This is a genomic window from Rhodococcus oxybenzonivorans, assembly GCF_003130705.1.
GTDB lineage: Bacteria > Actinomycetota > Actinomycetes > Mycobacteriales > Mycobacteriaceae > Rhodococcus_F > Rhodococcus_F oxybenzonivorans.
The window spans coordinates 3,165,344-3,188,020 of record NZ_CP021354.1 but is presented as its reverse complement, the minus strand read 5'-3'; the positions used below and the strand labels follow the sequence as shown (position 1 = coordinate 3,188,020).

The following is a 22,677-nucleotide window of genomic DNA, read 5'->3' as shown; positions in this document are numbered from 1 at the left end:
TCAGTGTCCCTTCAGGGAAGAGTCGCAGAGGATGCGGTCGACGAAAATGCCTGGCGTCACGATTACTTCCGGATCGAGGTCGCCTACGGGAACCATCTCGTCCACCTCAGCGACGGTCAGTGCCGCTGCAGTGGCCATGACCGGGCCGAAGTTGCGGCCCGTTTTGCGGTAGACGAGGTTGCCGAACCGGTCGGCCGCTCGGGCCTTCACCAGGGCAACGTCGGCGAAGAGGGGCTTTTCGAAGACGTAGCCCTTGCCGTCGATCTCGCGGACCTCTTTGCCTTCGGCCAGTTCGGTGCCGTATCCGGTGCGGGTGAAGAATCCGCCGATGCCGGCGCCCGCTGCCCGGATACGTTCGGCGAGCGTTCCTTGGGGAACGAGCTCGAGTTCGATCTCGCCCGCGTGGTACAGCTCGTCGAATATGGTCGAGCCGATCGCCTTGGGGAACGAGCACACCACTTTGCGTACTCGCTTCGCGGCGAAGAGCTGGCCGATGGCCTCGCCGCCGGCGCCGGCGTTGTTGTTGATCACCGTCAGATCTGTGACGCCGGCGTCGAGGAGTGCCTCGATCAGTGTCACCGGTTGCCCGGGCGGGCCGAAGCCGCTGATCATGATCGTGGATCCGTCCTCGATACCGGCTATCGCCTCTTCAGGACTTCCGACCTGCTTGTTCATCTCACAACTTTCATTCAGGAGCCGCGACGGAACGTCGGCGTCATCGTTGCTCTGGTGGTCGTCGTTCGGTCCGCGTCAGGCCGCGTCGTCACCGCCGTCGAAAACGCTGAGCGGACTTCATTCAGACAGATTTGCATTGCAGGAACTGGTGTGGCGTCTCGGGCAAGATGTGCCCCATGCGTTCACGCTTGGTCTGCAGATAGTGGACATTGTGGGTGCCCCAGTGCACTGGCGAGTCGATCGGTCGTCGGACTTCGATACCGAATCTCTGGAGGGCTGCCACTTTTTCCGGGTTGTTGGTGATCAGGTCCGCGGACTCGATCCGGAAGTAGCCCAGGATCGCGGCGGCGAAATCGTATTCACGCGCATCGACAGGAAGTCCGAGCTCGATGTTGGCGTCGACGGTGTCAGCGCCCTGTTCCTGCAGTGCGTATGCAGCGAGCTTGTTGGCGATACCGATACCGCGCCCTTCGTGACCGCGCAGGTAGACGAGCACGCCTGCGCCGGAGGCGGCGATCGCCCGAAGACCGTCCTGTAGTTGTGGGCCGCAATCGCACCGCCGTGAGCCGAATGCATCGCCGGTGAGGCATTCACTGTGCACGCGGACCGTTACGGCGCCGGCGGGGGGCGTCTCGAGGCCGAGGGCGAGCGCGACATGCTCGACGCCCGCCACCCGGTCGCGGAATACGTGCGCCGTGAAGGGTCCGTGGTCGGTGTCGATGCGTGCGCTGGACACGGGCAGGACTGCCGCGGCCGGCGATGTTGCGATCGGTGCGGCGTGGCGGAGCCGGTAAGCGACGAGGTCTGCCACGGTGATGAACGGTAGATTCCATTGTGCCGCAAAGTCGGTCAGCGTCGCTCCGGACATCGGGACGCCGTCGTCGTCGACCAGTTCGGTGATCACTGCGGTCGGCTCCAACTCGCCGGCAAGCGACATCAGGTCGACACTTGCTTCGGTGTGCCCGCGGCGCGCCAGGACGCCACCGTCCTGCGCGATGAGTGGGAACATGTGGCCTGGGCGGGAGAGGTCGGACGGCGCGGTATTCGGATCGGCGACGGTACGGACCGTAGTGGCCCGGTCGGCTGCGGAAATGCCTGTTCCGGCGTCGACGGCGTCGACGGTAACCGTGAATGCAGTGCCCATTCGGTCCTTGTTCGCCGCAACCATCAGCGGGAGTTCGAGCTGGCGCGCGCGCTGCGCGGTCATCGGTGTGCAGACGATGCCGCTGCCGTGGCGGAGGAAGAATGCCATCGCGTGGTCGGTCATCGAGGCGGCACCCATGACGAGATCGCCTTCGTTCTCACGGTCATGGTCGTCGGCGACCACGACCATTCCGCCACTCGAGAGTGCCGCTATTGCCGATTCGACCGATCGTTCCGAGTCCATGTCCTCCGCCTTTCTCTGAGGGTCGGCGGTCGCGGATCGAACCTAAACCACCAACCGGTCGTTTGAATTGTAGCCTGCATCACATCGAGTGACAACATCCCGACCGGATCACGCCCTTGTAAGCGTTCGCTCGACGTACCGAGAACACCGCGAGTGCGCCTGCGACGCACACTCCCATCACGAAAAGCGCAGGCGAGAGGGCGTTGCCGGTCCGCTCGACCAACCACACGCACACCACCGGCGCGGTGCCTCCGGCGATCACCACACCGATGTTCCAGCCCAGCGCCGTGCCGGTGTATCGGACCTTCTGGTCGAACAGTTCCGGGATCATCGAATAGCCGGCAACCTGCAGGAACGACGAGTTGACCATGATCACCATGAACGCAATGCCGGCGACGAGAAGGCTGCCCGAGCCCATCACTGCCATCGCCCCTGCGGTGACCGCAAAAAACCCGGTCAGTCCGATACCCGCGAGTCCCGTGAGACCGATGCGGTCGCCGAGTCGCCCCGTCAGCAGCATCAAGCACGCCGAGATCGCCACTACCACCGTGGTGGTCCAGTAGACACCGGTCTTGGGATAGCCGAGTTCAGTGATCAAGTGGATGCTCAGGTACGTGAGACCGAAGTAGGCTGAGCCGTTGACCGCCAGGCTGATGCCGGAGGACTGCAGCAGGGGCCGCTTCCAGTTCTTCAACACGTCGGCCACCGGTGAGGACGTGGGGCGGACCTGGTCGGCGGCGGGCTGATGGACCAGTGATCTGCGCAGTGCAAGGCAGATACCTGCGAGCGGCAGCGCAACAAGGAAGGGGATCCGCCAGCCCCAGGACGTCATTTGCTCGTCGGTCGTCAGGAGCGACACCAACCCGGCGACCGCGGACGCCAGCGCGAATCCGAGGGTGGCACCGAACGGATTCATAGCGCCGTACCGTCCGCGTCGCCCCGCGGGCGCTGCTTCGGATACCAGCGTCGCGGCACCGGCGACCTCTCCTCCGACGGAGAAGCCCTGCAGTAGACGCAGACATACGAGCGCCACTGATGCGACGGGGCCGATCGCGAGTGCGGTCGGCAGCATACCGATCGCCGCGCTCGACAGGCCCATGCAGAGCAGGGTCGTCATCAGTGCGGCGCGTCTGCTGACACGGTCACCGACGTATCCGAACACTATTCCGCCCAGTGGGCGCGCCGCATAGGCGGCCGCGAACACCGACAGCGTGAGGAGTAGGGAGCTGACCGCGTTGTCGGAGGGGAAGAACAACGGGGCGACGATGACGGCCATGTAGCCGTACATGCTGAAGTCGTACCCCTCGATCATCGTGCCGACGCCACCTGCGAAAGCGGCACGGCGGCCGTTCACGGCGCCTGTGGACGCTGTGGGAACTGTCGTCTGATCCATGTCGACATCCTCGGGAAGGGAACTGCGTGCAGTGCCTGGTCAGGAACGGTGGGATCCAGTGAGACCGGAGACGAGATCGCGCAATGTCAGCAAATGGCGTAAATAGAAATGCAGGCCCATTTCCCAGGTGAACCCCATTCCGCCGTGCACCTGGATGGCGCGCTCGGCCACGCCGACGGCCTGCTCGATCGCGTGCACAGAGACCTCGAATGCCCGCGCCGGATCGGCGGCCGCCCACAGGGCGGAGGTGTCGGACTGCTCGGCGCAGATGTGTGCGTCGGCAAGAATGTGTTTAACCGCCTGGAACGAACCGATGGGCTTACCGAACTGTTGGCGCTGACGGGTGTATTCGACGCTGATGGTGACGAGTGTGCGTGCGATCCCGGCGGCTTCCGCCGCCCAGAGCACAGCCAGCTCCCGTGCAGCAGTATCGGTCGATGGTGTGGTCCACGGGATCTCGGCGGCCTCGAGCGTCGGCGCGAAGTTCGCCTCGGAAGACTCTGGGACCGGTACTACGGCGCCGCCGTCGAACGAGTCGAGAACGCCGATGTCGGTGCGCTGCCCGAACGGGACCAGGCCCCACCCGGCAGTCGTCTGCGGGGTCGGTACCGAGAGTGTGACCGGGCCGTCGTACTCGCGGGCCGCGACGCTGTTCCTGCGTGCGACGAGGGTGACCACCAGCGGCAACGGCACACAGTAGCCGCCCCAGACCCGCACGACCTCCACGAGGTCACGGAGAGTCAGTCCGTCCGGACCGGAGTCGTCGGCGATCTCCACCCATCCGGCTCGAACCAGCGAGTCCCACGGAACAGGCGATTCCGATTCGGCGAACGTGGCGATGTTACGGCGGCCGACGCTCTTCTCCAGGATTTCGCGGAGTCCTTCGGCTGCAGCTGCGCCCATATCGGTCGCTTCGGTGATGGATATGGTGGTCATCGCGGCAGCCCCAGAACTCGTTCACTGATGATGTTTCGTTGGATCTCGGAGGTGCCCGAGAAGATCGATGCAGACCGGCTTTCGAGATACTGGTATCGCCAGTGCTCTCGGTGGGCCGCGCTGGAGAACCGGAGGCCGACTGTGGTGATCTCCTGCCAGAGCTCGCTCCACAGCACTTTCAGAATCGATGTGGCACGAACGAACTCGGTCTCGTCGGCCTCGAGGTGCACGGCCTTGGAGATCTGCCATCGCACGAGTTCGGTGCGTCGATCGAGGTCGGCGAGGACATCGGCTCGACGCGGATCGTCACCGCACATCGCGAGAAGCAGGTCCATGTCGGCCCGCATCTCCACGTAGCGACTGGCCGCCTCGACACCGCCGCGCTCGTTCATGAGGGTCGTCATCGCGACGCGCCAGCCGGAGCCTTCCTCGGCGATCAACTCGTCGTCGGAGACGAAGACCCGGTCGAAGTGCACTTCGGCGAAATGCGTGCCGCCGGAGATTTGCTTGATGGTGCCGATGTCGACACCCGGCTGATTCATGTCGAGCAGGAACATCGACAGGTTCTTGTGGCGGGGTGCGTCCTGGCTGGTCCGGGCCAGCATCAGGCATCGATCGGAGTACGCCGCGAAACTGGTCCAGATCTTGCGGCCGGTGATCTCGTAGCCACCGTCTACCTTGTCCGCGCGGCAGCTCACGCCGGCAAGGTCGGACCCCGCGCCGGGCTCGGAGAACCCTTGGCACCAGGTCTCGCGTCCTTGCAGGATCGGCGGCAGGAATCGTTCCCGCTGCTGCTCCGTTCCGTGGGCGATCAGCGTCGGGGCTGTCAGGATCCTGCCGATACGAGCCAGTCCGTCAGGTGCTTGAGCCTGTGCGGCGAGCTCGCTGAATGCCACCTCTTCGGCGAGGCCGAGTCCCTGACCACCGAATTCCTTGGGCAGCGATAGACCCGAGTATCCGGCCTCGTACAACTGGCGATCCCATTGGCGTCGGATGTCGATCGCTTCGTGTTCGTCCAGAGTCCCGCGGTGTTCGCGCCATCTGCGGGGGACGTTTTCCTGAAGCCAGCTGCCTGCTTCGTGCGCGAATTCGGAGCCGGAAGCTGTTGAAATCTCGTGCGTCACGTGTGGAACTCCGTTCGTAGGCCGGGAACACTAATCTCCCAAACGATTGTTTGATAAACTAGGTCCTGATTCGACACTGTGTCAAGAGCCACCTAAGATACCCACCAAACGTATGGTTGCATCACCGCAGCTGAGGGGATTCCAGTGCCAAGAAGTTCGAACTCCGCCACCACGCCTCGTCCAGCAAAGGGCGAGCGTCGAAATCGCGACGCCGAGGTGATGGAAGCCGCGGTCCGGATCTTTTACGAGAAGGGCTTCGCAGGCGCATCCCTTCAAGATGTGGCGAACGAGGTGGGGGTCCTCAAGGGCAGCCTGTACTACTACTTCGATTCCAAAGAGGACCTGCTGCTCCGCATCATGAAGGAGTCGCACATCCAGTCCGAAGCAATCTTCGAGAGAGTGTCGGCCAAGGGCCTCGATCCGATCGAGGAACTCGACGAGCTTCTACGAGAACTCATGCAGTGGTACCTCGACAACGTCGAACGCGTCGCGATCTACTTCAACGAAGGGCGACGCCTGACAGGTGAGCGCCTCGAAGAGGTCGAGGCTGCCGGACGTCGCTTCGAACAGCACTTGTACACATTGCTCGCGCGCGCCAAGAAGAGCGGCGCAATCGGTGACGTCGACCTCCGTCTCTCCATTCGATTCATCCTGGGCGCCCTGAACAGTGTGCCCACCTGGCACAAGCCGAGCGCGCAGCGGCGACTCTCCGATAAGGCCATCACCCGGCAGTTCGCCTCGATGACCATCAAATCCATGAGCCCCTGAGCACTCCCTCCCGAAAGATCGCCATGACCTGCGCCACCATCACCGAGTGCGTCGACGAACATGCCTCCCGCCAGCCGGATCGCATCGCCCTCGTGGCACCGGACGGGTGCACCCGGACCTACGCCGAACTGTCACGCACCGTTCGTTCGCTCGCTCGATCGCTGTCACGTCTGGGCGCAGAGCCCGGTGACCGCATCGCGGCTATCGTCGACGACGGTATCGAGTACGTCGAGCTGTATCTCGCGGCCGCTCGTGTCGGCGCAATCATTGTCCCGATCAACACGCGCCTCACGCCCACCGAGGCTGCCGTCCTCGTCGCAGACTGCACACCCCGCGTCATCGTGTGGAGCGCCGACCATCTGGCCGTGGTGAACGGACTGCCCGCTCCGGATGCAGAAACCGTGGTGATCGGTGATGTCCCGGACGCCGCGCCACCCGGCACGAATGCGTTCGACACGCTCGTCCACCAGGGCGACACGCTACCCGACGTCGCGGTCGCAGTGAACGGCGACGACCCGTTCATCATCGGATACACCAGCGGCACGACCGGCAGGCCGAAAGGCGCTGTCATGACGCACCGAAGCGTCGCGGCCATCGCCGAGTCGAACACCCGCGCCTACCGGCTGCCCGAACGGAGCGTGTGCGCGCTCACGGGTTCGATGTCGTTCGTCGCGACGGTCCCGGCCCACGTACTCACCCACCTTCGCTTGGGTGGGACGGTGGTGATCCTCGGTCGGTGGTCCGTCCCGCAACTCGTCGACGCCGTCGAGCGCCACCGGGTCACGTTCACCTACATACCCTCACCGCTCATCGAGGAGTTCGCCGCCGCGGCAGCGGCGGCACCTGCTCGCATCGCGAGCCTGTGCTCCGTGCTGCACTCCGCCTCGAAGGCCGGACCCGACAAGCTGCGCACGCTCTACGCCGTCCTCGGTGACACCCTGATCGAGGGCCTGGGTATGACCGAGAATTCCGGGGGGCTCGTCACCGCCACACGTCCCGGAGACTTCGAACCGACCAGCCCCGCGGCGGACCCGTTTGCCTCGGTCGGCCGGAGTGTGGAGGGAACGGCGATCAAGGTGGTGGACGAGAACGGGGTCGAGCTGCCACGGGACGGTACCTCTGTCGGCGAGATCGTCGTCCGGTCACCAGCCCTCATGCGCGGATACTGGAACATGCCCGAGGCGACCGCTGCGGCCCTCGTCGGCGGTTGGTACTACACCGGGGACCTCGGCAGCATCGACGCGGCTGGTTTCGTGTACGTGAGCGACCGGCGAACCGATCTCATCGTCAGCGGCGGAATGAATGTCTATCCGTCAGAGGTGGAGACGACCATCGCAAACCACCCGTCGGTGGCCGAGTGCGCGGTCATCGGGGCCCCGCATCCGAGATGGGGACAGTCCGTTGTCGCCGTCGTCGCGCTGCATCCGGATGCTCACCTGACCCTCGACGAATTGCAGGACCACTGTCGGCGAACGCTGGCGTCCTACAAGAAACCCACCCGACTCGAGATCGTCGAGTCGCTCCCGCGGACGACGAGCATGAAGATTCGACGGAACGTGGTTCGCGATCTGGTCTTGGACGCGTAGCAACAGGCTTGCCCGCGGAGATGACGGAAGCCCCCGAGTAGTACTCGGGGGCTTCCTCTGCCTTCGACGGCGTGTGCTCAGTGATTCTTGCAGGCGTTCAAGGACCATCCGGGCTGCGCGATGGACAGCGAGGTGACCTCGCTCGCACCGCGAGCCAGGTCCTGGATGGTTCGGACGATCTCGTTCTCGCTTCGCCTGGGATCGGTCCGGATCGGGCCGGCGGCGAGCATGGCGTCGACCTCTTCGTCGGATGTCATGAATCGCATCAGGAGCTCTTCGTCGCTGATGCCCGGTGTGAACTGTGCACGGATCTCACCGAGGCTGGGCTGTGGACGGACCCAGCCCTGGAACTCTTTGGCGCGAGCGGAATCGAGGATTTTGTCCATCACCGTCGGGTCGACGTCACGGATCAGTGGGCCGTAATGGCCCATCGCGTAGCGGATGACCTCGTCCGGGATCAGCTTGTACCGCTCGCCGGTCACCACGTTGAGAACCGCCTGGATGCCGACGAATTGGCTGAACGGTGTCGCCATGATCGGGGATGCCAGTTCCTGACGCACCCGGGGGATCTCCTCGAGCACCGCAGGGAACCTGTCGGCCATTCCATGCTGCTGCAGCTGGCTGATCAGTGTGCCGGTCATTCCTCCGGGCAGCTGATGGTCGTAGATCCGCGGGTCGTATTCGGCTGGCACCGACGGCTCGAATCCGGCGTCGCGCGCCGCCCATTCGAAGTTGGCGGCGACCGGTGCGAATGTCGACTTGTCGAGGCCGTGGGTGTGTCCCATCGATTCGACGATGGTGGTCATTGCCTCGGTCGACGGCAGCGATGGCCCGTTGGCCATCGGCCGGGACGCCGTGTGCAGGATCGTGAATCCCGCTTTGATGCCCTCGATGTAGTTCAACGGGGCGAGCCCGGTGGTGTTGTGGCAGTGCAGTTCGAGGGGAATCGTGCCGGTGGCGGCGCGGATCGCCGGCAGCAAGGTTGCAGCGCGTTCGGGTTTGAGCACGCCGGCCGCGTCCTCGACGTAGATCGTTTGCACTCCCTTCCAGGAGGCCATCTCCTTGGCCCGCTGAGCGAAGAAGTCGTCGTCGTGCGCGCCGGTCAAGCCATACATCACCGCCGGAACGGCCACACCACCGTTGTCGTGAATCACCTTTGCGAGCCGATACATCGTCGGCATGTCGTAGAGACAGTCGTAGATCCAGAAACTGGTCACGCCGTGTTTGATCAACGTCTGGATCCACAGGTCGATGATCGAGTCGGGGGTATGGTTGAAGCCGATGACGCTGATGGTGCGCATGCCGCAGCGGACTACGTTGTTCTTCAGACCCTGGGTCAGGAAATCTGTTGCTGCCCAAGGATCGTCCTTGAATGTGCGCAGCAGCACCGTGAACATGCCGGGGCCGGTGAGGTCGACGACTCGGTAACCCGCGCGGTCGAGGTGTTCGAGGGCATCGGCTGCCTGGTAGGGGCGCATCTTCAGGCCCCACAGACTCTGCTGGCCGTCACGCAGAGTCTGGTCCACGAACTCGATGGTTGTCATGAGATCTGCTCCTCCCAGGTGGGTAGGAATTCGTTCTCGAGCCACTTGGTGGTGACAGGGCTGTGCTGGAATGCCTTGTCCGCCATGAGGGCCGAGTGCAGAGATACCGTGGTGGGAACGCCCTCGATGCGGAGCTTCTTCAGGGCGCGTGCCATCAAGTCGATCGCGTCTTGGCGGGTGTCCGCATGCACGATCAGCTTCGCGATCATCGAGTCGTAGTACGGGGGGATCGCGGCACCGGGGAAGGCATAGGTGTCAACGCGGATTCCGGCGCCTTGCGGCGCGACCCAGTGGTCGATGCGCCCGGGTCGGGGGAGGAAATTGTTCCGTGCGTCCTCGGCGTTGATTCGGCATTCGATGGCGTGTCCGCCGAGGGTGACGCTGTCCTGGGTGAACGACAGCGGAAGTCCTTGCGCGACGCGCAGCTGCTCGCGAACGATGTCGATGCCAGTCACCATTTCGGTAACCGGATGCTCCACCTGCACGCGGGCGTTGACCTCGAGGAAGACGAAGTCGTCGCGTTCGGTGTCGACGAGGAACTCCACGGTCCCCGCTCCGACGTATCCGAGCCCCTTCGCGAGATCGACGGCGGCGTTCCGTACCCGCTCGAGCAGGTCCTGTGGGAGCCCGACGGCGGGGGCCTCCTCGACGAGTTTCTGGTATCGGCGCTGTGTCGAACAGTCCCGCTCGCCGAGGTGGCAGACGTTGCCGTGGGTATCGGCCATGATCTGAACCTCGACGTGGCGGGCGAACTCTACGTACCGCTCCAGGTAGATGGTGCCGTCACCGAACGCTCGCTCGGCTTCGTTGCTCGACCGCGAGAAGTGCTGCTGCACGTCTTCCCGGCTGCGAATCACCGTCATCCCGCGGCCACCGCCTCCGGCGGATGCTTTGAGCAGCAACGGGTAGTCGTTCAGTTCGTCGGCTGCGGCAAGTGCGTCCTCCACCGTCAGCAGACCGGCTGTGCCCGATCCTGTCGGGATGCCCAGCTCGTCGGCGGTGCGACGTGCGGTGAGTTTGTCGCCCGATCGGCGCATGACCTCTGCCGGCGGACCGATGAAGGTCACACCGTTCTCGGCGCAGGCTTCGACGAGATCGGTTCTTTCCGAGAGGAATCCGTAACCGGGGTGGATGGCGTCGCAGTCTGCGAACAAAGCGGCTGCGACGATGCGGTCGACGGAGAGGTAGCTGTCGGATGCCGAACTCGGGCCGATGACCACGATCCGGTCTGCAAGTTGCGCTGCCAGGGAGTCGCGGTCGCAGTCGGAGACGGCGAGAACACTCTCGATTCCCTCGTCGAAGCATGCTCGAACGATACGTACCGCGATTTCGCCGCGGTTGGCGATCAGTACTCGACGCATGTTCTCACGCGTCCCGGGGCGCGATGGTGAACAGCGCGGTGCCGAACTCCACCTGGGTGGCGTTGTCCTGGTGGATGGCGACGATGGTGCCTGCGACGTCGGCGGTGACGTTGTTCATCAGCTTCATGACCTCGATGATGCAGAGGGTGTCGCCGGCCTCCACCTCGGACCCGATCTCGACGAACGGTGGCTGCCCCGGCTGCGGTGTCTTCCAGAAGACCCCGACGCTGGGTGCGGTCACGACGTGGCCGTCTACGTCCGATACGTTCGGTGTTGGTGCTGCGGGGGGCGCCACAGGTGCTGCGGGTACCACGGGGGCCGCGGCGACCGGCGCGGGAGGGGTCGCCGGCGCGGCGGCCGGTGCCGGGACCGGCGGTGCGGTGGCCCCAGTGGTCGGCGCCGATGCGGGCAGCAGATCGACGCCGTTGCGTCCGAGGGCGATGCGTACATCGCCGACCGTCACGGCCGCCTGATCCCATTCGGAATCTTGCAGCGCGAGGACGATCTCTCTGATCTCCTGATGAGTCAGGCTCATAGTGCTTCTCCTGGTGACTTTCCCGCTCGGGGAATTGTGTTCGAGGTCGTTGTTCGTGGTTCGCCGGTCGCGTCAGTTGAGGGCTGTCGCGAATGCACCGTAGGCGCCCCTGCAAAACACCAGTGGTGATACGTCGGGCGCCGCCTCGATGGAGTGGACCTTGCCGAGCACGATCATGTGATCGCCTGCTTCGTATTCACGCCAGAGGGTGCAGTCGATCCAAGCGACCGCGCCGTCGAGACCCGGGCCGCCCGAGCGCGCCTGCCAGTCCACACCTTCGAAACGGTCGATGCCCTTGCGCGAGAAGTTACGCGTGAGGTCGGCGTGATCTTCTGCGAGGACGTTGATGCAGAAGCTGCCTTCTGTCCGGATCGGGGGCCAGGTGCTCGAGGTGTGCGCGACACTGAAGCCGACGAGTGCGGGGTCCAGCGAGATCGAGGTGAAAGAGTTGCAGGCCATGCCGACCGGCGCACCGTCGACAGTCGATGTCACTACCACCACACCGGTCGGAAGGTGACCGAGCACGCGCCGGAACTCGGCTGCGTCAATGATCGGCTGGTTCATGTCTTGACCCTTCATCAACGTACAGGACGTAACGTATTCAAACGATTGGTTGGTAGATTCACTGTATGTGATCCGGACCTCACCAGTCAACGGGGGTTATGTGATCGCGACCGCGTTGGCTGGGGAACTCACCGCACCCTCCAAGGGCAGCGGCGCAGCGGTGAACAAGAAGTCCCAGCGGCCACTACCCGCACAATGAGCCGCCAGTGCGTCGAAGTCCAGCAGTTCGGCCAGGACGAAGCCGAGCGCCGGAATGAGCCGCCGGTGGAGCGACCCGTCCTCACGATTGCCGGGCGCGCTCTCGACGGCGGGGTTGTCGGTGCACACTGCCGCGAATCCGGAGTCCCACAGGAAACGCGCCATCGGTTCCGCCGCAGACAGGCCGGAGAATCTGTCGCCTGCAGTGGTCATGTCTTCGCCCGCTCCCTTGCGAGTGCGGTACTCCGCCACCCAGCCCGTGCGCACGCACAAGATGTCTCCTCGTTCGAAGGTCACATCCTGCGCCTGCGCAACCGCTTCGAGGTCGGCCACCTGCAGGATCGAGCCGGCGAAAGGGTCCCACTCGGCGCCGGTCCGCTCGAAGTGCCCAGCTACATCGAGCAGGACACCCCGGCCGACAATCCCGTGCTGCGCCCAGCGGTGCACGCTCAGCGCACTGTGCGCTTCGGCGTCGTCGGTGATCCCACCGAAGTAGCCGTGCTCACGGGCACGTACGTGGCCCAACCCGTCCCACTGCGACGCCGACTGCGGATTGAACGAATCGATGTTGTCCTCGTAGGTGTTCCTCCCGGCCTCGAAGACCTCATGCTTGACACTCGGACGTCCGAACAGTGGCGGGTCGAACGTGGTCAGCGGCAGGGACAGGCCGAATGTCTTGCCACTCGACACCGATCGCACACCGCGTGTGACGGACCCTTCGTCTAGCCGGTCGAGGGTCCCGAATTCCTTCGGCAACACCTCCCAACTATGCCGGACTCCGAGATTCCCGAGCTCTGGGAGCTCGTCGTAGGGCAGTTCTTTTCGATCAGCCATTTCCGTTTTCTCTTTCTCGTCTCAGGCCGCAGGAGCGACGTCGGCCCGCCCTGCCAGCGAGCATTTGGCAGAGCGGGCCTCTGTGCAGTGGAACTCGGTCCGGTGAACAATTCAGTGAAAGGCAGCGTTTCGGGTCTGCACTTTCGCCTCGTTGAAGGGGGACTTCCTCGTGCCGTGATCGGCCTCTTCAATCTTCGGCGCCGACGCAGTTCATGAGCGCACCGAGCTCACCCGAGCCCGACCTGCCGGGGCACGACTGTCTCGACGAGACGCCCTCCTGCTTGGCGATCGAGACACCTGTCAGGTGTGGACGTGCCCAGCGAACAACGGCGGAATGAGTGCTAATTCGTCGTTGGTCGACTTCGGCTCGATGAAGTCGCCGAGTTCGCCGATCACTCGTCCGTTGTCACGAAGGTCTTCGGGTGTGTGGTTCGGATCGAACCACCCCTCCCCCACTACGAACGCAACCCGGGCGACTTTCCCCGACGAGGTGCTGAAGATCTCGCCGCTCACCGTGGTCGATTGGTGTGCCAGCCACAGGACGGTGGGTGACACGATCTCCGCCGGCCCCATCGGGATCTTCCCGCTACGAAGTTCTCCCTGCCAGTCCTCGGACTCACGCTCGGCACCACTGAAGAAGGCATCCCTGTTCATTCGGGTGATGGCCATCGGCGCAATCGCGTTCACACGAATTCCGAGTTCTTCACCCTCGAGGGCAAGACTCTTGGTCAGACCGGCGATCGCCAGCTTGGCCGTCCCGTAGTGACTCAGCTGTGGGCACCCGGCGAATCCCGCATTCGAGGTGGTGTTGACGATCACTCCCCGACCCTGCGCCCGGAACACCGGCCATGCCGCTCGGGACATGAAGTAGGTCCCGTCTACGGTGATCGATTGCATGCGGTGCCACTGGTCGTCGCTCAGGTCCCCGAAGAGTCCGTAGGAGATGATGCCGGCGTTGTTGACCAGAACATCTACTCGACCGAACGCCTCTGTCGCGGTAGCGATCACGGCGGCGGCACCGTCGGCGTCGGCGACGCTGTGGGTATCGGCCACCGCGGTCCCGCCGGCGGCGGCGATTTCGTCGACGACGGTCTGAGCGACGCTGATGTCTGCGCCGTCACTCCCGGATTCGACACCGAGATCGTTGACGACCACGTTCGCGCCACGCGCCGCGAACTGCAGGGCGTGTTCACGGCCCAGGCCGCGACCGGCACCGGTGACGACGACGACCTGCCCATCGAACCGCATCTGCGTACGCCCGTTATCCATAGTCGTGGTACTCCGTGACAACCCCTTCGTGGACGGTGAACCGGGTGCACACATCCAGTCGCACCGTCTCCCCGGTCTGCGCCCATCCCGGTACGTCTGCAATCGCAGTGGCCACCCATGTCTGTTCGACCAGAACTGTGTTGTCGTCCACCACGTGCAGAGCGCGGCGGTTCTCGAAGTGCTTGTCGGGGAACGCCCCGGCAAAGGATGCGAGCAGGTCGGCGAAGGCCTGCGCGCTGTCGACCTTGACGCCCCGGTTATGGTGCTCGACCGTCAGGTCAGGAGCGGTCACCTCGAGGATGGCGGCGACGTCTCCGCTGTTGTACGCCTCGATAAACTTCTCGACGACGGGGACCGCCGCCGACGTCCGGGCGGTCGATGGCTGTGTGGTCATCGTGCAACTACCTTTCGTCGGTTCTTCGGTGGGGATGTGCCGTCACGCCATCTTCGGCGCGACCTCTTCGGTGAGCAGCTGGAGGGAGTAGTTCCACGGCTTGACATCGTCGAGGTAGTCATGGCCGTAGACCAATGTCGTGCCCCACCCTCCGGTGGCCTCGCACACGGCGCTCAGCTTCTCGGCGACCGTGTCGGGCGAACCGACGATCCATACCTTCTCGACAATGTCGTCGATAGTCACGTCAGCCATGTCCATGTCGGGGAGCATCGCCTGGAGCAGCCCGAACTGCTTGTAGACCGGGATGAGGTACTCCATCCACGCCTTGCCGATGCCGCCTTCGACGGCCAACTTGCGGGCCTCGGCGTCGGTGTCGGCGACGATGACGTCACGCACAACGCGGAAGTTCTCGCGATTGACCGAAATACCGGCTTCGGTGGCCGCCTGCTCGTAGGTGTTCCAGTGATTCGCAATAGCCGCTTCACCGGCGTACACGGAGAGCGCGTTGTAGCCATTGCGGCCCGCGAACGACAGCGACGGCGAGTTGGGGCTCAGGCCCGCGAGCCCGATCTCGACCTTGCCGCCGTACGGCGCGGTGCTCCGGTACTCGTGATGTTCGTCGTTCTCCGGGTAGCCGGCGCTGTAGAACTCACCGTCGAACTGGAAGGGCTTGCTCTCCCAGACGTTCTTCATGATTTCGAGCGCCTCGGTGGTGCGCTTGTGATTTGTGGACATGTCCTTCAGTCCGCGGAGCTTCGCGTCACTGGGGTAGCCACCGGATCCAATTCCGAGGATGTAGCGACCCTCGGTGACGTGGGTCATCCAGGCAACCTGCGCCGCGAGGGAGGCCGGGTTGTGGTACGGCAGCAGGTGGGCACCGGGGCACAGCTTGATCTTCTGTGTCTGCCGGGCCGACGCCGCAATGATCAGCTCGGGATTGGTGATCGACTCCCACGACATGGTGGCGTGCTCGCCGATCCAGTACTCGGTGAAACCGAGACGGTCGCACTCGATGGCTTGGTCCACCGCAAAGTCGAACACCTGTCGAGGGGTGCGCTCGGGGCGCATGAACGGGGTCTGGAACATCGCAAACTTCACGGGTTTACCTTTCGGCGAATGGTCACGCTCTTGGTGTGATGGTCACCATACCACCAAACGATCGGTTGACAAGAGTCCGGGAAAATTTTTCCCAGATCGGTCGATCGCTATGGGGAATGGTTGAATCAATCTGGCGAGCAACGTGATACGACTTTTCACACCACGTCGCGCCCCTACGGCCCTCGGGAGACCGCAAGTGTCTTCGTGCAGGAGTCAGTTGGTCTCGGTGTACTCCGAGACCACTCCCGGGAGTTCGTGCCGACCGTGGATACCGAGCTTCACGTAGACGCCCTGTAGCCGGTTTTCCACGGTGCGGATCGAGATGGACAGCTGGGTGGCGATGACCTTGTTGGATCGACCAGACGCGGCGAGTAGGGCGGTTTCTTTCTCCGCCGCAGTGAGTTTCGAGCTCCAGTCGGCACCACTCAGCGACAGCGTGACCGGGTTCTCACACTTTCCGGCCAGGACGTTCGCGCGCAGGCGGCACGCGGTGGCGCGTCGTCGATCGCCGCGTTCCTGCCAGATCGGGGCAGCATCCGACGCCGCCTCCGCGGCGAGCAATGTTGCGCCCATCCTTTCAAAGCGCTCGCTCACCTCGCCCAGTTCCTCCGGGTCGGCGGAGTCGAGAGCGTGGATGTGCGCCACACGCGCCACCACGAGTTCGCCCTCGATGGCGCGAGCCAGCGAAGTGCACAACTCGCGGGCACGGCGCGGTGCACCGGTGCGAGCGAGGCTGTGCGCCGCCGCGATCGCACCAACCAGATCGCCGATTCTGCCCCCCTCGGCAACTGCACGCTCGAAGTCGGCGTGCGCTCGCCGAAGGTCTCCGGACAAGGCGTTCACCCAGCCCGACGAATGAATCGGATCGACCCCCATGAACCATGTGGACGGAAATCCGGAACTATCCAGATCCGCTAAGTATTTCCTTCCCTCCAGCGGAGCACCTGCCATGGCCTGCGCCACGGCCAGGTAGTAATTGCAGAAATGGACGAACTGGGGACGTCCCAGTTGCCTGTAGATCGAAATCGCGGTCAAGAGCAGCCGGATAGCGCGGTGCGGGTTACCGCACTCGGTGACCGTCTTCGCACGTTGCCAGCAGAACAGCGCCTGCGCTTCGATGGCCTGGTGATCCACTGCCGCTCGATATTCAGTTCGGCTGATCTCCTCGGCTCGATCGAACCGCCCGGCATGGGTATGCGCTTCCGCCTCGTAGAAGCGGTGCATACACGGGTACCAATCCATCGGCTCGTCCAGCTCGAGCTGAACGCGATGACCGAGGGCAGCGGCGTCGAGTGCCTCGTCGATCCGTCCAGTGCGTGCGAGGCTGTAGGCCCCGGGCATACATGCCCACACCAGGGCGGACCCGGTCGCCTCCGACAGCAAGCCCTCGGTGACCGCCACTGCGCCGGCCGGGCCTTCCTTACCCAGGATCAGCGCCGCACGGCGAGCTGCGATGTCGTTGACGTAGGGGGTTCCGGCCAATGCACGCTCGGCCTCGTACGCAACGCCAAGTCCCTCCTCTACGGTGCCTGCGTAGATCGCACGGTGGTCCAGTCTGGCAACCGCGACGCGGAGTACCTCGTCCGCTGTGCGCGCCGAGTCGGCGAGCGACGAGAGCAGGCGCGCCGACTCCCGAGTATTGCCGCGCAACCCCGCGAGTTGGGCACGAAGAATGCGTGCGTCGAAATTCGTCGGTTCCTCGTTCAACACTGCCGACACCATCCGCTCGGCGAGGCCGAAGTCGTAGTGCCACCGCGTGACGTGCGCCGCCGCCAGCATCGTGTGGGGGTCCCCGCCCCCACCGAGCAGACGCCATTCCGCGGTTCTCATGAGTCGCTGGTCGGTCTGCGGCCCGCCGTGCTCGAGGGTGTCTGCCAGCCGGCGAACCAACTCCCGCGACCGCAGTAGAGGCAGGCTGCCACGGAGCACCTCGCTGTAGAGCGGATGCGCCGTGCGCAGTTGGATGTCGGAGCCGCCCATCTCGGTGACCACCAGACCCTTCTGCTCGAGCTGGTGCGTGCACTCCAGGGTGCTCAGCCGTTCGATCTCGGACAGGGTGAGTGGTTCACCGAATGCGAGGTAGGCCATCAGGGTGTGCTCGTCCGGGGTGAGGACACCGATGCGGCTGGTCACCAGCTCTACCAGCCGGTCCGTTGCCTCGAACTCCCCCTGTAGCCGCCAGATGCCGTTGTCGTCGCGCAAAGTGCCGCGTTCATACAGGCTGATCACCAGCTCACGCAGGAACAGCATGTTGCCTTGCACCTTGCCTGCGAGGTAGGCCATGGTGGCATCGTCGACCGGGCCGCCGAGCGCGCGTCTGATCATCTCGTGGATGTGGCCGGTATCCAGCCCTTCCACATCGAGGCGGTCTACGAGTTCGTTTTTCCAGAGTCCCACCACATGTTCGGGGGAGGTTTCCTTGGTGCGGTAGGTCGCCAGGATTGTCACCCGGTCGGTGTCCGCCAATTGGTACAGCAGAGTCGCGGACATGTCGTCGACCAGGTGGATGTCGTCGACGAGCAACACGAGCCGTGCCGGCTGGTACTGCTCGACCAGGGTGGTGGCGCATCGGCTGAGGAGATCTGCTCGGTCGTTGACCGCGCCGCTCTTGCCCGCCCACGCCGTGGTGGGCAGGATCGGCGCGAACACACCCAAGGGGATGTTCGAACTCGCGGTCGTGGCGCTGATGCGCACGGTCTGTACGCCCTCCCGGGCCAGCTCGTCGAGCACCTCACCCGCAAGACGGCTCTTGCCTACGCCTGCAGGACCCGCGAGCAGCACACTGCGGTTCGATCGGATCCGAGCGCACACGTCTTCGACCTCTGCTGCCCTGCCGATCAGCGGCCACGGGTCGGTGATGGATCGGGGCGCATTCTTCGACGTCGTTGTCATGAAACCCACCCTTCGGGTGGACACAGCCTACTGTCGATCTCGTCTATGATGCCACGGGCGCAGGCAGCGCCGCGAGGACCTCGCGTGCCCACTCCTCTGCAATCTCCTCGGGGTCGTCACCACTGGACGCGTCGTGCCGGGCGGTGTCGCCGACCTGCGTCGCGCCCAGGGTTGTCAGAATGGTGGCTGCGGTTTCGCCCGCCTGGTTGAAGGTGGTGTAGTAGCTGTCGCCGAGACCGAACACGGCGAAGCGAAGGCCCGTGAGGTCCGGTTTCGTTTCGGTCAGTGCTTCGAAGAAGTCCGCTCCGCCACCGGCGAAGTCGCCCTCACCATGGGTCGCGGTCACGAGAACGACGAGGTCTGCGCCTGCCTGTGTCATTGCGTCCGGCGTCGTGTCCGCGAGGTCGTGAACCTCCGAGTCAACGGTTCCCGCGAGTACCTGGGAAATTGCCGTCGCGGTTGCTTCGGCATTTCCCGTCTCGGTCCCGTACAGGATCAGTGCGTTCATCTCTCCTCCTTGTGTCCGACGGCGTCGGTTGTCGGGTTCTCGACGTGTTTCGGGGTTATACGTTGGTCCGTGACGGTTCTGGCGAGGTCGAGCATCGTCGCGATGTCGGACACTTTCGTGCGGCATCGGCCGTGTGCTGGGCGTGTCACTTCTGTCGCGTCGATCCTTCGCCACCCGGCGAAATCGACTGTGTCGGGGTGCAGGTCCGCCGCGAGCGCCTGGAGACCGATCTTCGCCGGCGTGATTGCACCGGTCTCTACGTCCGCGACGATGCGCGCGCACACCGTCTTCGCGTCCAGGCGGTTGGCGGGGATGCCGCCGGTGGGTCCACGGCGGAACCATCCCGAGCAGTAGAGCCCAGAGTCCAGAAGGCCGCTGTCGAGGTCGGCCAGGTTGGATTCGAGGTGGGTCCTGTCGATCTCGTGGCGCAGCCCGTGCCCGAAACCGACGGCGGTGACGACACTGTCGGTCTCGATCACCTTGGACGCCTGCCGGGACTCGGTGTCCACAAGGGACAGTGTGCGGCCGGTTGGGTTGGACTCGATGGATTCCGGCGTCCATCCGAAGTGGAAGCTCACGTGGACTCGTGACGTCGGCGGCACGGCACGTCCGGTGGTGAGATCTAGCAGTGCCTCGATCTTGGCTTTAATTTTCTTGTCCGTGTGGCCGGTGTCGTCGACGGCATCGACGTCGAAGACTGCGTCGTCGATGTCCGCCAGCTCTCGGATCATCACGCTGTCGAATTTGGCGGCCGAGGCGGAGGATCTTCCGACCACATGGATTCGGGAGGGTTGCTGATCGATCCGCTGCGGATCCAGATCGCTGCCGGTGAACGAATCTCGGTGTTTGGCCAGGAGCCGCAGGACATCCACGGCCACGTTGCCGTTGCCGATGATCGTCGTGGTCGCTCCGAAATGTGGTGTGAACGAGTGTTCATCGGGGTGTGAGTTGAACCATCTCATGATCTGCCCGGCCCCGTAGACGCCGTCACCGTCGACGCCGGGGAGGGGGCGATCCGCCCCGAGCCCCGCCGCAACAACCACGATGTCGAATGCATCCTGGAGCTGATCGATCGAAACATGCTTTCCCACTTCGACGTTGCCGATCAGGTGCACGCCGCCGTCGGTGAACAGCCGATCGAATTGCCGAGCGACCGCCTTCGTGCCCTGGTGGTCCGGGGACACGCCGTAACGTAACAGTCCGTATGGAACGGGGAGTCGTTCGAAGACGACGATCTGCGCCGCCGCCCATCGCTTGCGCAGCATCTGCGCGGTGTAGCAGCCGGCCGGGCCGCTGCCCACAATGGCGATGGACGGTTCGAGCTCGCCGATCGCCCGGGATCGGAGTTCGCTCATGCCAGTCGCTTACCTTCGGGAAAGACGATCGGCACGTGCAGCATGCCGGCTACCTGGCCCATCAACCACTCGCATTCCTTGTTCGGGTCGAGCGAGAACTCCGGTATACGCTCGAGGAATTCGCCGATCGCCACGCGTGCCTCGACGCGGATCAGATGTGCACCCAGGCAACGGTGGATTCCGTGGCCCAGTGACAGGTGCCGATTCGGCTCCCGCTCGATCACGATGTTGTCGGGAGAGTCGAACGCCGAGCGATCACGGTTGGCGACCGCGAACCACAGCATGGCCGTCTGGCCCGGCTTCATCGTGACGTCGCCTATGGTTACCTCTTCGGTGACGAGTCGGCCGACCATTGCGGGAGCGTAGAAGCGCAGCAGCTCGTCGACCGCGCCGGGGATCTGTTCGGGGTGGGCGATGAGGCGGCGACGCAGCTCGATGTCCCACGCCAGGCGCCAGAAGACCGAGCTGAGGAAGCGTGCGGTGTTGTCGATGCCACCGAGGAGCAGGATCGTGAAGAAGCCGATCAGGTCGTCTTCGGAGAGGCTTTCACCGTCCACTTTGGACATGATGACGCGGGACATGATGTCGTTGCCCGGGTTCTCGCGGCGCTCGGCGATCAGAGCGCGGGCGTGCGCTACCAGCTCGCCGAAGATCGCGGCGCCTTCCTCCGGGTTTTCCACGTGTGTGATGGCCCAGACCCACCGGCGGTAGGTGTCGCCATCCTCGGGCGGAAGGCCGAGGAGAATGGCCGTCAACCGGGCCGGGATCTCGTCCGCCAGCCAGGTGGCCGCGTCGCCTTCACCGCTTTCGATGCGCTCATCGATCAGGTCGTTGGTGGTTTGACGCAGCTGCTCGGTGAACAGGTCGGTCGCCTCCGGTGAGAACGGCTTCGCCACGAGCTTGCGGTACTTCTTGTGGATGGGGTCGTCCTGCCCGGCCAGCATCAGCTCGAATTCGCCGGTTTCGTAGCGCGGAAACGTGACGCCCTTGTTGGAGAAGGCCTTGGTGTTCTGAATGACCGCCTGGGCTTCCTTGTATCCGGCTACCACCCAATGCCCACCGTAGGCCTCACTCCATCCGATGGGGGTGCTCTCGGCTTCGTCGCGCAGCGCCTCGAAGAAGGCGTGCGGCGTGCCATCGGGACCCAACGGGGTGTGGTAGTGATCGGCGTTCGTGAACAGACTCGTCGTAGCGACTGTCGCAGTCATCAGTGCAATGTCTCCTGCCTTGGGACGGGCCACGATGTCCCCGAGCTGGCGGACGTCGCGGCGCTGGTATCAGCAGGCGTGGCGGGTAGGACACCGGCCACTGCCTTCACTCCACTGTGATGGGCATCACCGCGCAGGTGCAGAGTAGTGACTACCCGACTTTCCCGACCGCCCCTACCCTTGCGGTCTTTGACGCGGTGACCGAAGTTGTGTGGTGTATGCCACACATCGGCCTGTGAGGCTGAGCGTGGCAGCCGACATCGTCATTCCTCGAACCAAGGAGCAAGATCTCTATGACCGGCAGACTCGAAAGCAAAGTCGCTCTTGTCAGCGGCGCAGCTCAGGGCATGGGCGCCGCCCACGCTCGTGCGGTGGTCCGCGAAGGCGGACAGGTCGTCATCGGCGACATCCTGGACGACCTTGGCAAGCTGCTCGCGGATGAACTCGGCGAGAACGCGGTCTTCGTCCACCTCGACGTCACCAGCGAGGACGACTGGGCGAATGCCGTCGCGACCGCGGTCAGCACGTTCGGGAAACTCAATGTGCTGGTAAACAACGCCGGCATCGTCAATTTCGGGTTTCTCGAGAACTACTCGTTGGATCAGTGGAACACCATCTTGAACGTCAACCTCACCGGGTCCTTCATCGGCATCAAGGCTGCCCGTGACGAACTCGTTCGGTCAGCTCCGGCGTCGATCATCAATATCTCGTCCACGGCGGGTCTGACTGGTAGCGCGGGCCAACATGGTTACGCGGCATCCAAGTTCGCGCTGCGTGGTCTGACCAAGTCCGTTGCCGCCGAACTCGGGGGCAAGAACGTGCGTGCCAACTCGGTGCACCCCGGTACGGTCAGGACTCCATTGACGGAGGGCATGGATCTGTCCTCGCTTGCTGCTCCGATTCGGCGGATCGGGGAGGCGGATGAGGTCGCGAACCTGATCGTCTACCTGGCCTCGGACGAGTCGTCGTATTCGACCGGTGCGGAGTTCGTCGTCGACGGCGGTCTCGTGAACTGCGCGGGAGCAGTCGTCGACGAGTAGAGCTCACG

Annotated in this window: 20 protein-coding genes; 3 read left to right on the top strand and 17 right to left on the bottom strand. The window is 64.1% G+C overall.

What is annotated here, in order from left to right:
• The 5 genes from CBI38_RS14995 to CBI38_RS14975 form a co-directional block, all read right to left on the bottom strand.
• Positions 1-675, bottom strand: a complete 675-nt coding sequence (locus CBI38_RS14995; RefSeq protein WP_109329972.1) for a 3-oxoacid CoA-transferase subunit A — start codon at positions 673-675, stop codon at positions 1-3.
• Between the two features lie 121 nt (positions 676-796).
• A complete protein-coding gene (gene ribB, locus CBI38_RS14990; protein WP_109329970.1) occupies positions 797-2,062 on the bottom strand; it encodes a 3,4-dihydroxy-2-butanone-4-phosphate synthase in 1,266 nt (421 codons plus the stop codon).
• A gap of 79 nt (positions 2,063-2,141) precedes the next feature.
• Positions 2,142-3,455, bottom strand: coding sequence for an MFS transporter (locus tag CBI38_RS14985; protein WP_109329968.1), 1,314 nt, complete (start codon positions 3,453-3,455; stop codon positions 2,142-2,144).
• A 39-nt stretch (positions 3,456-3,494) separates the two neighbouring features.
• Entirely contained in the window at positions 3,495-4,391 is an 897-nt protein-coding gene (locus tag CBI38_RS14980; RefSeq protein ID WP_109329966.1) for an acyl-CoA dehydrogenase family protein, read from the bottom strand.
• Positions 4,388-5,515, bottom strand: coding sequence for an acyl-CoA dehydrogenase family protein (locus CBI38_RS14975; RefSeq protein WP_204164932.1), 1,128 nt, complete (start codon positions 5,513-5,515; stop codon positions 4,388-4,390). The genes CBI38_RS14980 and CBI38_RS14975 overlap by 4 nt, the downstream gene beginning before the upstream one ends.
• A 144-nt stretch (positions 5,516-5,659) precedes the next feature.
• Between CBI38_RS14975 and CBI38_RS14970 the strand changes: the two genes are divergently transcribed.
• Both CBI38_RS14970 and CBI38_RS14965 read left to right on the top strand, forming a co-directional pair.
• A complete protein-coding gene (locus CBI38_RS14970) occupies positions 5,660-6,283 on the top strand; it encodes a TetR/AcrR family transcriptional regulator (protein ID WP_133987072.1) in 624 nt (207 codons plus the stop codon).
• Between the two features lie 23 nt (positions 6,284-6,306).
• Positions 6,307-7,869 carry a class I adenylate-forming enzyme family protein gene (locus CBI38_RS14965; RefSeq protein WP_109329963.1) on the top strand — a complete coding sequence of 521 codons (1,563 nt, stop codon included), beginning with the start codon at positions 6,307-6,309 and terminating at the stop codon, positions 7,867-7,869.
• Positions 7,870-7,946: 77 nt separating this feature from the next.
• Here CBI38_RS14965 and CBI38_RS14960 read toward each other — a convergent pair whose 3' ends face one another.
• From CBI38_RS14960 to CBI38_RS14905, 12 genes are all read right to left on the bottom strand, one after another.
• Entirely contained in the window at positions 7,947-9,413 is a 1,467-nt protein-coding gene (locus CBI38_RS14960) for a carboxyltransferase (protein WP_109329961.1), read from the bottom strand.
• Positions 9,410-10,774, bottom strand: a complete 1,365-nt coding sequence (locus CBI38_RS14955) for an acetyl-CoA carboxylase biotin carboxylase subunit (protein ID WP_109329959.1) — start codon at positions 10,772-10,774, stop codon at positions 9,410-9,412. Before CBI38_RS14955 ends, CBI38_RS14960 begins: the two co-directional genes overlap by 4 nt.
• Positions 10,775-10,778: 4 nt before the next feature.
• A complete protein-coding gene (locus tag CBI38_RS14950) occupies positions 10,779-11,309 on the bottom strand; it encodes an acetyl-CoA carboxylase biotin carboxyl carrier protein (RefSeq protein WP_109329957.1) in 531 nt (176 codons plus the stop codon).
• Between the two features lie 72 nt (positions 11,310-11,381).
• On the bottom strand, positions 11,382-11,873 hold the full coding sequence (locus tag CBI38_RS14945) for a flavin reductase family protein (protein WP_109329955.1): 492 nt from the start codon (positions 11,871-11,873) through the stop codon (positions 11,382-11,384).
• Between the two features lie 96 nt (positions 11,874-11,969).
• Positions 11,970-12,905: a cyclase family protein gene (locus CBI38_RS14940; RefSeq protein ID WP_109329953.1), complete on the bottom strand. Its 936-nt coding sequence runs from the start codon at positions 12,903-12,905 to the stop codon at positions 11,970-11,972.
• Between the two features lie 300 nt (positions 12,906-13,205).
• Positions 13,206-14,174 carry an SDR family NAD(P)-dependent oxidoreductase gene (locus CBI38_RS14935; RefSeq protein WP_162603229.1) on the bottom strand — a complete coding sequence of 323 codons (969 nt, stop codon included), beginning with the start codon at positions 14,172-14,174 and terminating at the stop codon, positions 13,206-13,208.
• Positions 14,167-14,568, bottom strand: a complete 402-nt coding sequence (locus CBI38_RS14930; protein WP_109329949.1) for a nuclear transport factor 2 family protein — start codon at positions 14,566-14,568, stop codon at positions 14,167-14,169. The genes CBI38_RS14935 and CBI38_RS14930 overlap by 8 nt, the downstream gene beginning before the upstream one ends.
• Positions 14,569-14,610: 42 nt before the next feature.
• Positions 14,611-15,666 carry an LLM class flavin-dependent oxidoreductase gene (locus CBI38_RS14925; RefSeq protein WP_109329946.1) on the bottom strand — a complete coding sequence of 352 codons (1,056 nt, stop codon included), beginning with the start codon at positions 15,664-15,666 and terminating at the stop codon, positions 14,611-14,613.
• A 213-nt stretch (positions 15,667-15,879) separates the two neighbouring features.
• Positions 15,880-18,558, bottom strand: a complete 2,679-nt coding sequence (locus CBI38_RS14920; RefSeq protein WP_162603228.1) for a helix-turn-helix transcriptional regulator — start codon at positions 18,556-18,558, stop codon at positions 15,880-15,882.
• Positions 18,559-18,601: 43 nt separating this feature from the next.
• Positions 18,602-19,066, bottom strand: a complete 465-nt coding sequence (locus CBI38_RS14915; protein WP_109329942.1) for a flavodoxin domain-containing protein — start codon at positions 19,064-19,066, stop codon at positions 18,602-18,604.
• Complete coding sequence (locus tag CBI38_RS14910; protein WP_109329940.1) at positions 19,063-20,421, bottom strand: FAD-dependent oxidoreductase; 1,359 nt, start codon at positions 20,419-20,421, stop codon at positions 19,063-19,065. Before CBI38_RS14910 ends, CBI38_RS14915 begins: the two co-directional genes overlap by 4 nt.
• Positions 20,418-21,629 (bottom strand): cytochrome P450, encoded by a 1,212-nt coding sequence (locus CBI38_RS14905; protein WP_109329938.1) that lies wholly within the window; start codon positions 21,627-21,629, stop codon positions 20,418-20,420. The genes CBI38_RS14910 and CBI38_RS14905 overlap by 4 nt, the downstream gene beginning before the upstream one ends.
• 293 nt (positions 21,630-21,922) lie before the next feature.
• On the opposite strand from CBI38_RS14905, the gene CBI38_RS14900 reads away from it, so the two are divergent.
• Complete coding sequence (locus tag CBI38_RS14900) at positions 21,923-22,669, top strand: SDR family oxidoreductase (protein WP_109329936.1); 747 nt, start codon at positions 21,923-21,925, stop codon at positions 22,667-22,669.
• The last annotated feature ends 8 nt before the right edge of the window (positions 22,670-22,677 follow it).

Bases quoted from the DNA above. Each gene is read 5' to 3' on its own strand.
- CBI38_RS14995 (WP_109329972.1), bottom strand. From the start codon at position 675: ATGAACAAGCAGGTCGGAAGTCCTGAAGAGGCGATAGCCGGTATCGAG.
- ribB (WP_109329970.1), bottom strand. From the start codon at position 2,062: ATGGACTCGGAACGATCGGTCGAATCGGCAATAGCGGCACTCTCGAGT.
- CBI38_RS14985 (WP_109329968.1), bottom strand. From the start codon at position 3,455: ATGGATCAGACGACAGTTCCCACAGCGTCCACAGGCGCCGTGAACGGC.
- CBI38_RS14980 (WP_109329966.1), bottom strand. From the start codon at position 4,391: ATGACCACCATATCCATCACCGAAGCGACCGATATGGGCGCAGCTGCA.
- CBI38_RS14965 (WP_109329963.1), top strand. From the start codon at position 6,307: ATGACCTGCGCCACCATCACCGAGTGCGTCGACGAACATGCCTCCCGC.
- CBI38_RS14960 (WP_109329961.1), bottom strand. From the start codon at position 9,413: ATGACAACCATCGAGTTCGTGGACCAGACTCTGCGTGACGGCCAGCAG.
- CBI38_RS14955 (WP_109329959.1), bottom strand. From the start codon at position 10,774: ATGCGTCGAGTACTGATCGCCAACCGCGGCGAAATCGCGGTACGTATC.
- CBI38_RS14950 (WP_109329957.1), bottom strand. From the start codon at position 11,309: ATGAGCCTGACTCATCAGGAGATCAGAGAGATCGTCCTCGCGCTGCAA.
- CBI38_RS14945 (WP_109329955.1), bottom strand. From the start codon at position 11,873: ATGAACCAGCCGATCATTGACGCAGCCGAGTTCCGGCGCGTGCTCGGT.
- CBI38_RS14940 (WP_109329953.1), bottom strand. From the start codon at position 12,905: ATGGCTGATCGAAAAGAACTGCCCTACGACGAGCTCCCAGAGCTCGGG.
- CBI38_RS14935 (WP_162603229.1), bottom strand. From the start codon at position 14,174: ATGGATAACGGGCGTACGCAGATGCGGTTCGATGGGCAGGTCGTCGTC.
- CBI38_RS14930 (WP_109329949.1), bottom strand. From the start codon at position 14,568: ATGACCACACAGCCATCGACCGCCCGGACGTCGGCGGCGGTCCCCGTC.
- CBI38_RS14920 (WP_162603228.1), bottom strand. From the start codon at position 18,558: ATGACAACGACGTCGAAGAATGCGCCCCGATCCATCACCGACCCGTGG.
- CBI38_RS14915 (WP_109329942.1), bottom strand. From the start codon at position 19,066: ATGAACGCACTGATCCTGTACGGGACCGAGACGGGAAATGCCGAAGCA.
- CBI38_RS14910 (WP_109329940.1), bottom strand. From the start codon at position 20,421: ATGAGCGAACTCCGATCCCGGGCGATCGGCGAGCTCGAACCGTCCATC.
- CBI38_RS14905 (WP_109329938.1), bottom strand. From the start codon at position 21,629: ATGACTGCGACAGTCGCTACGACGAGTCTGTTCACGAACGCCGATCAC.
- CBI38_RS14900 (WP_109329936.1), top strand. From the start codon at position 21,923: ATGACCGGCAGACTCGAAAGCAAAGTCGCTCTTGTCAGCGGCGCAGCT.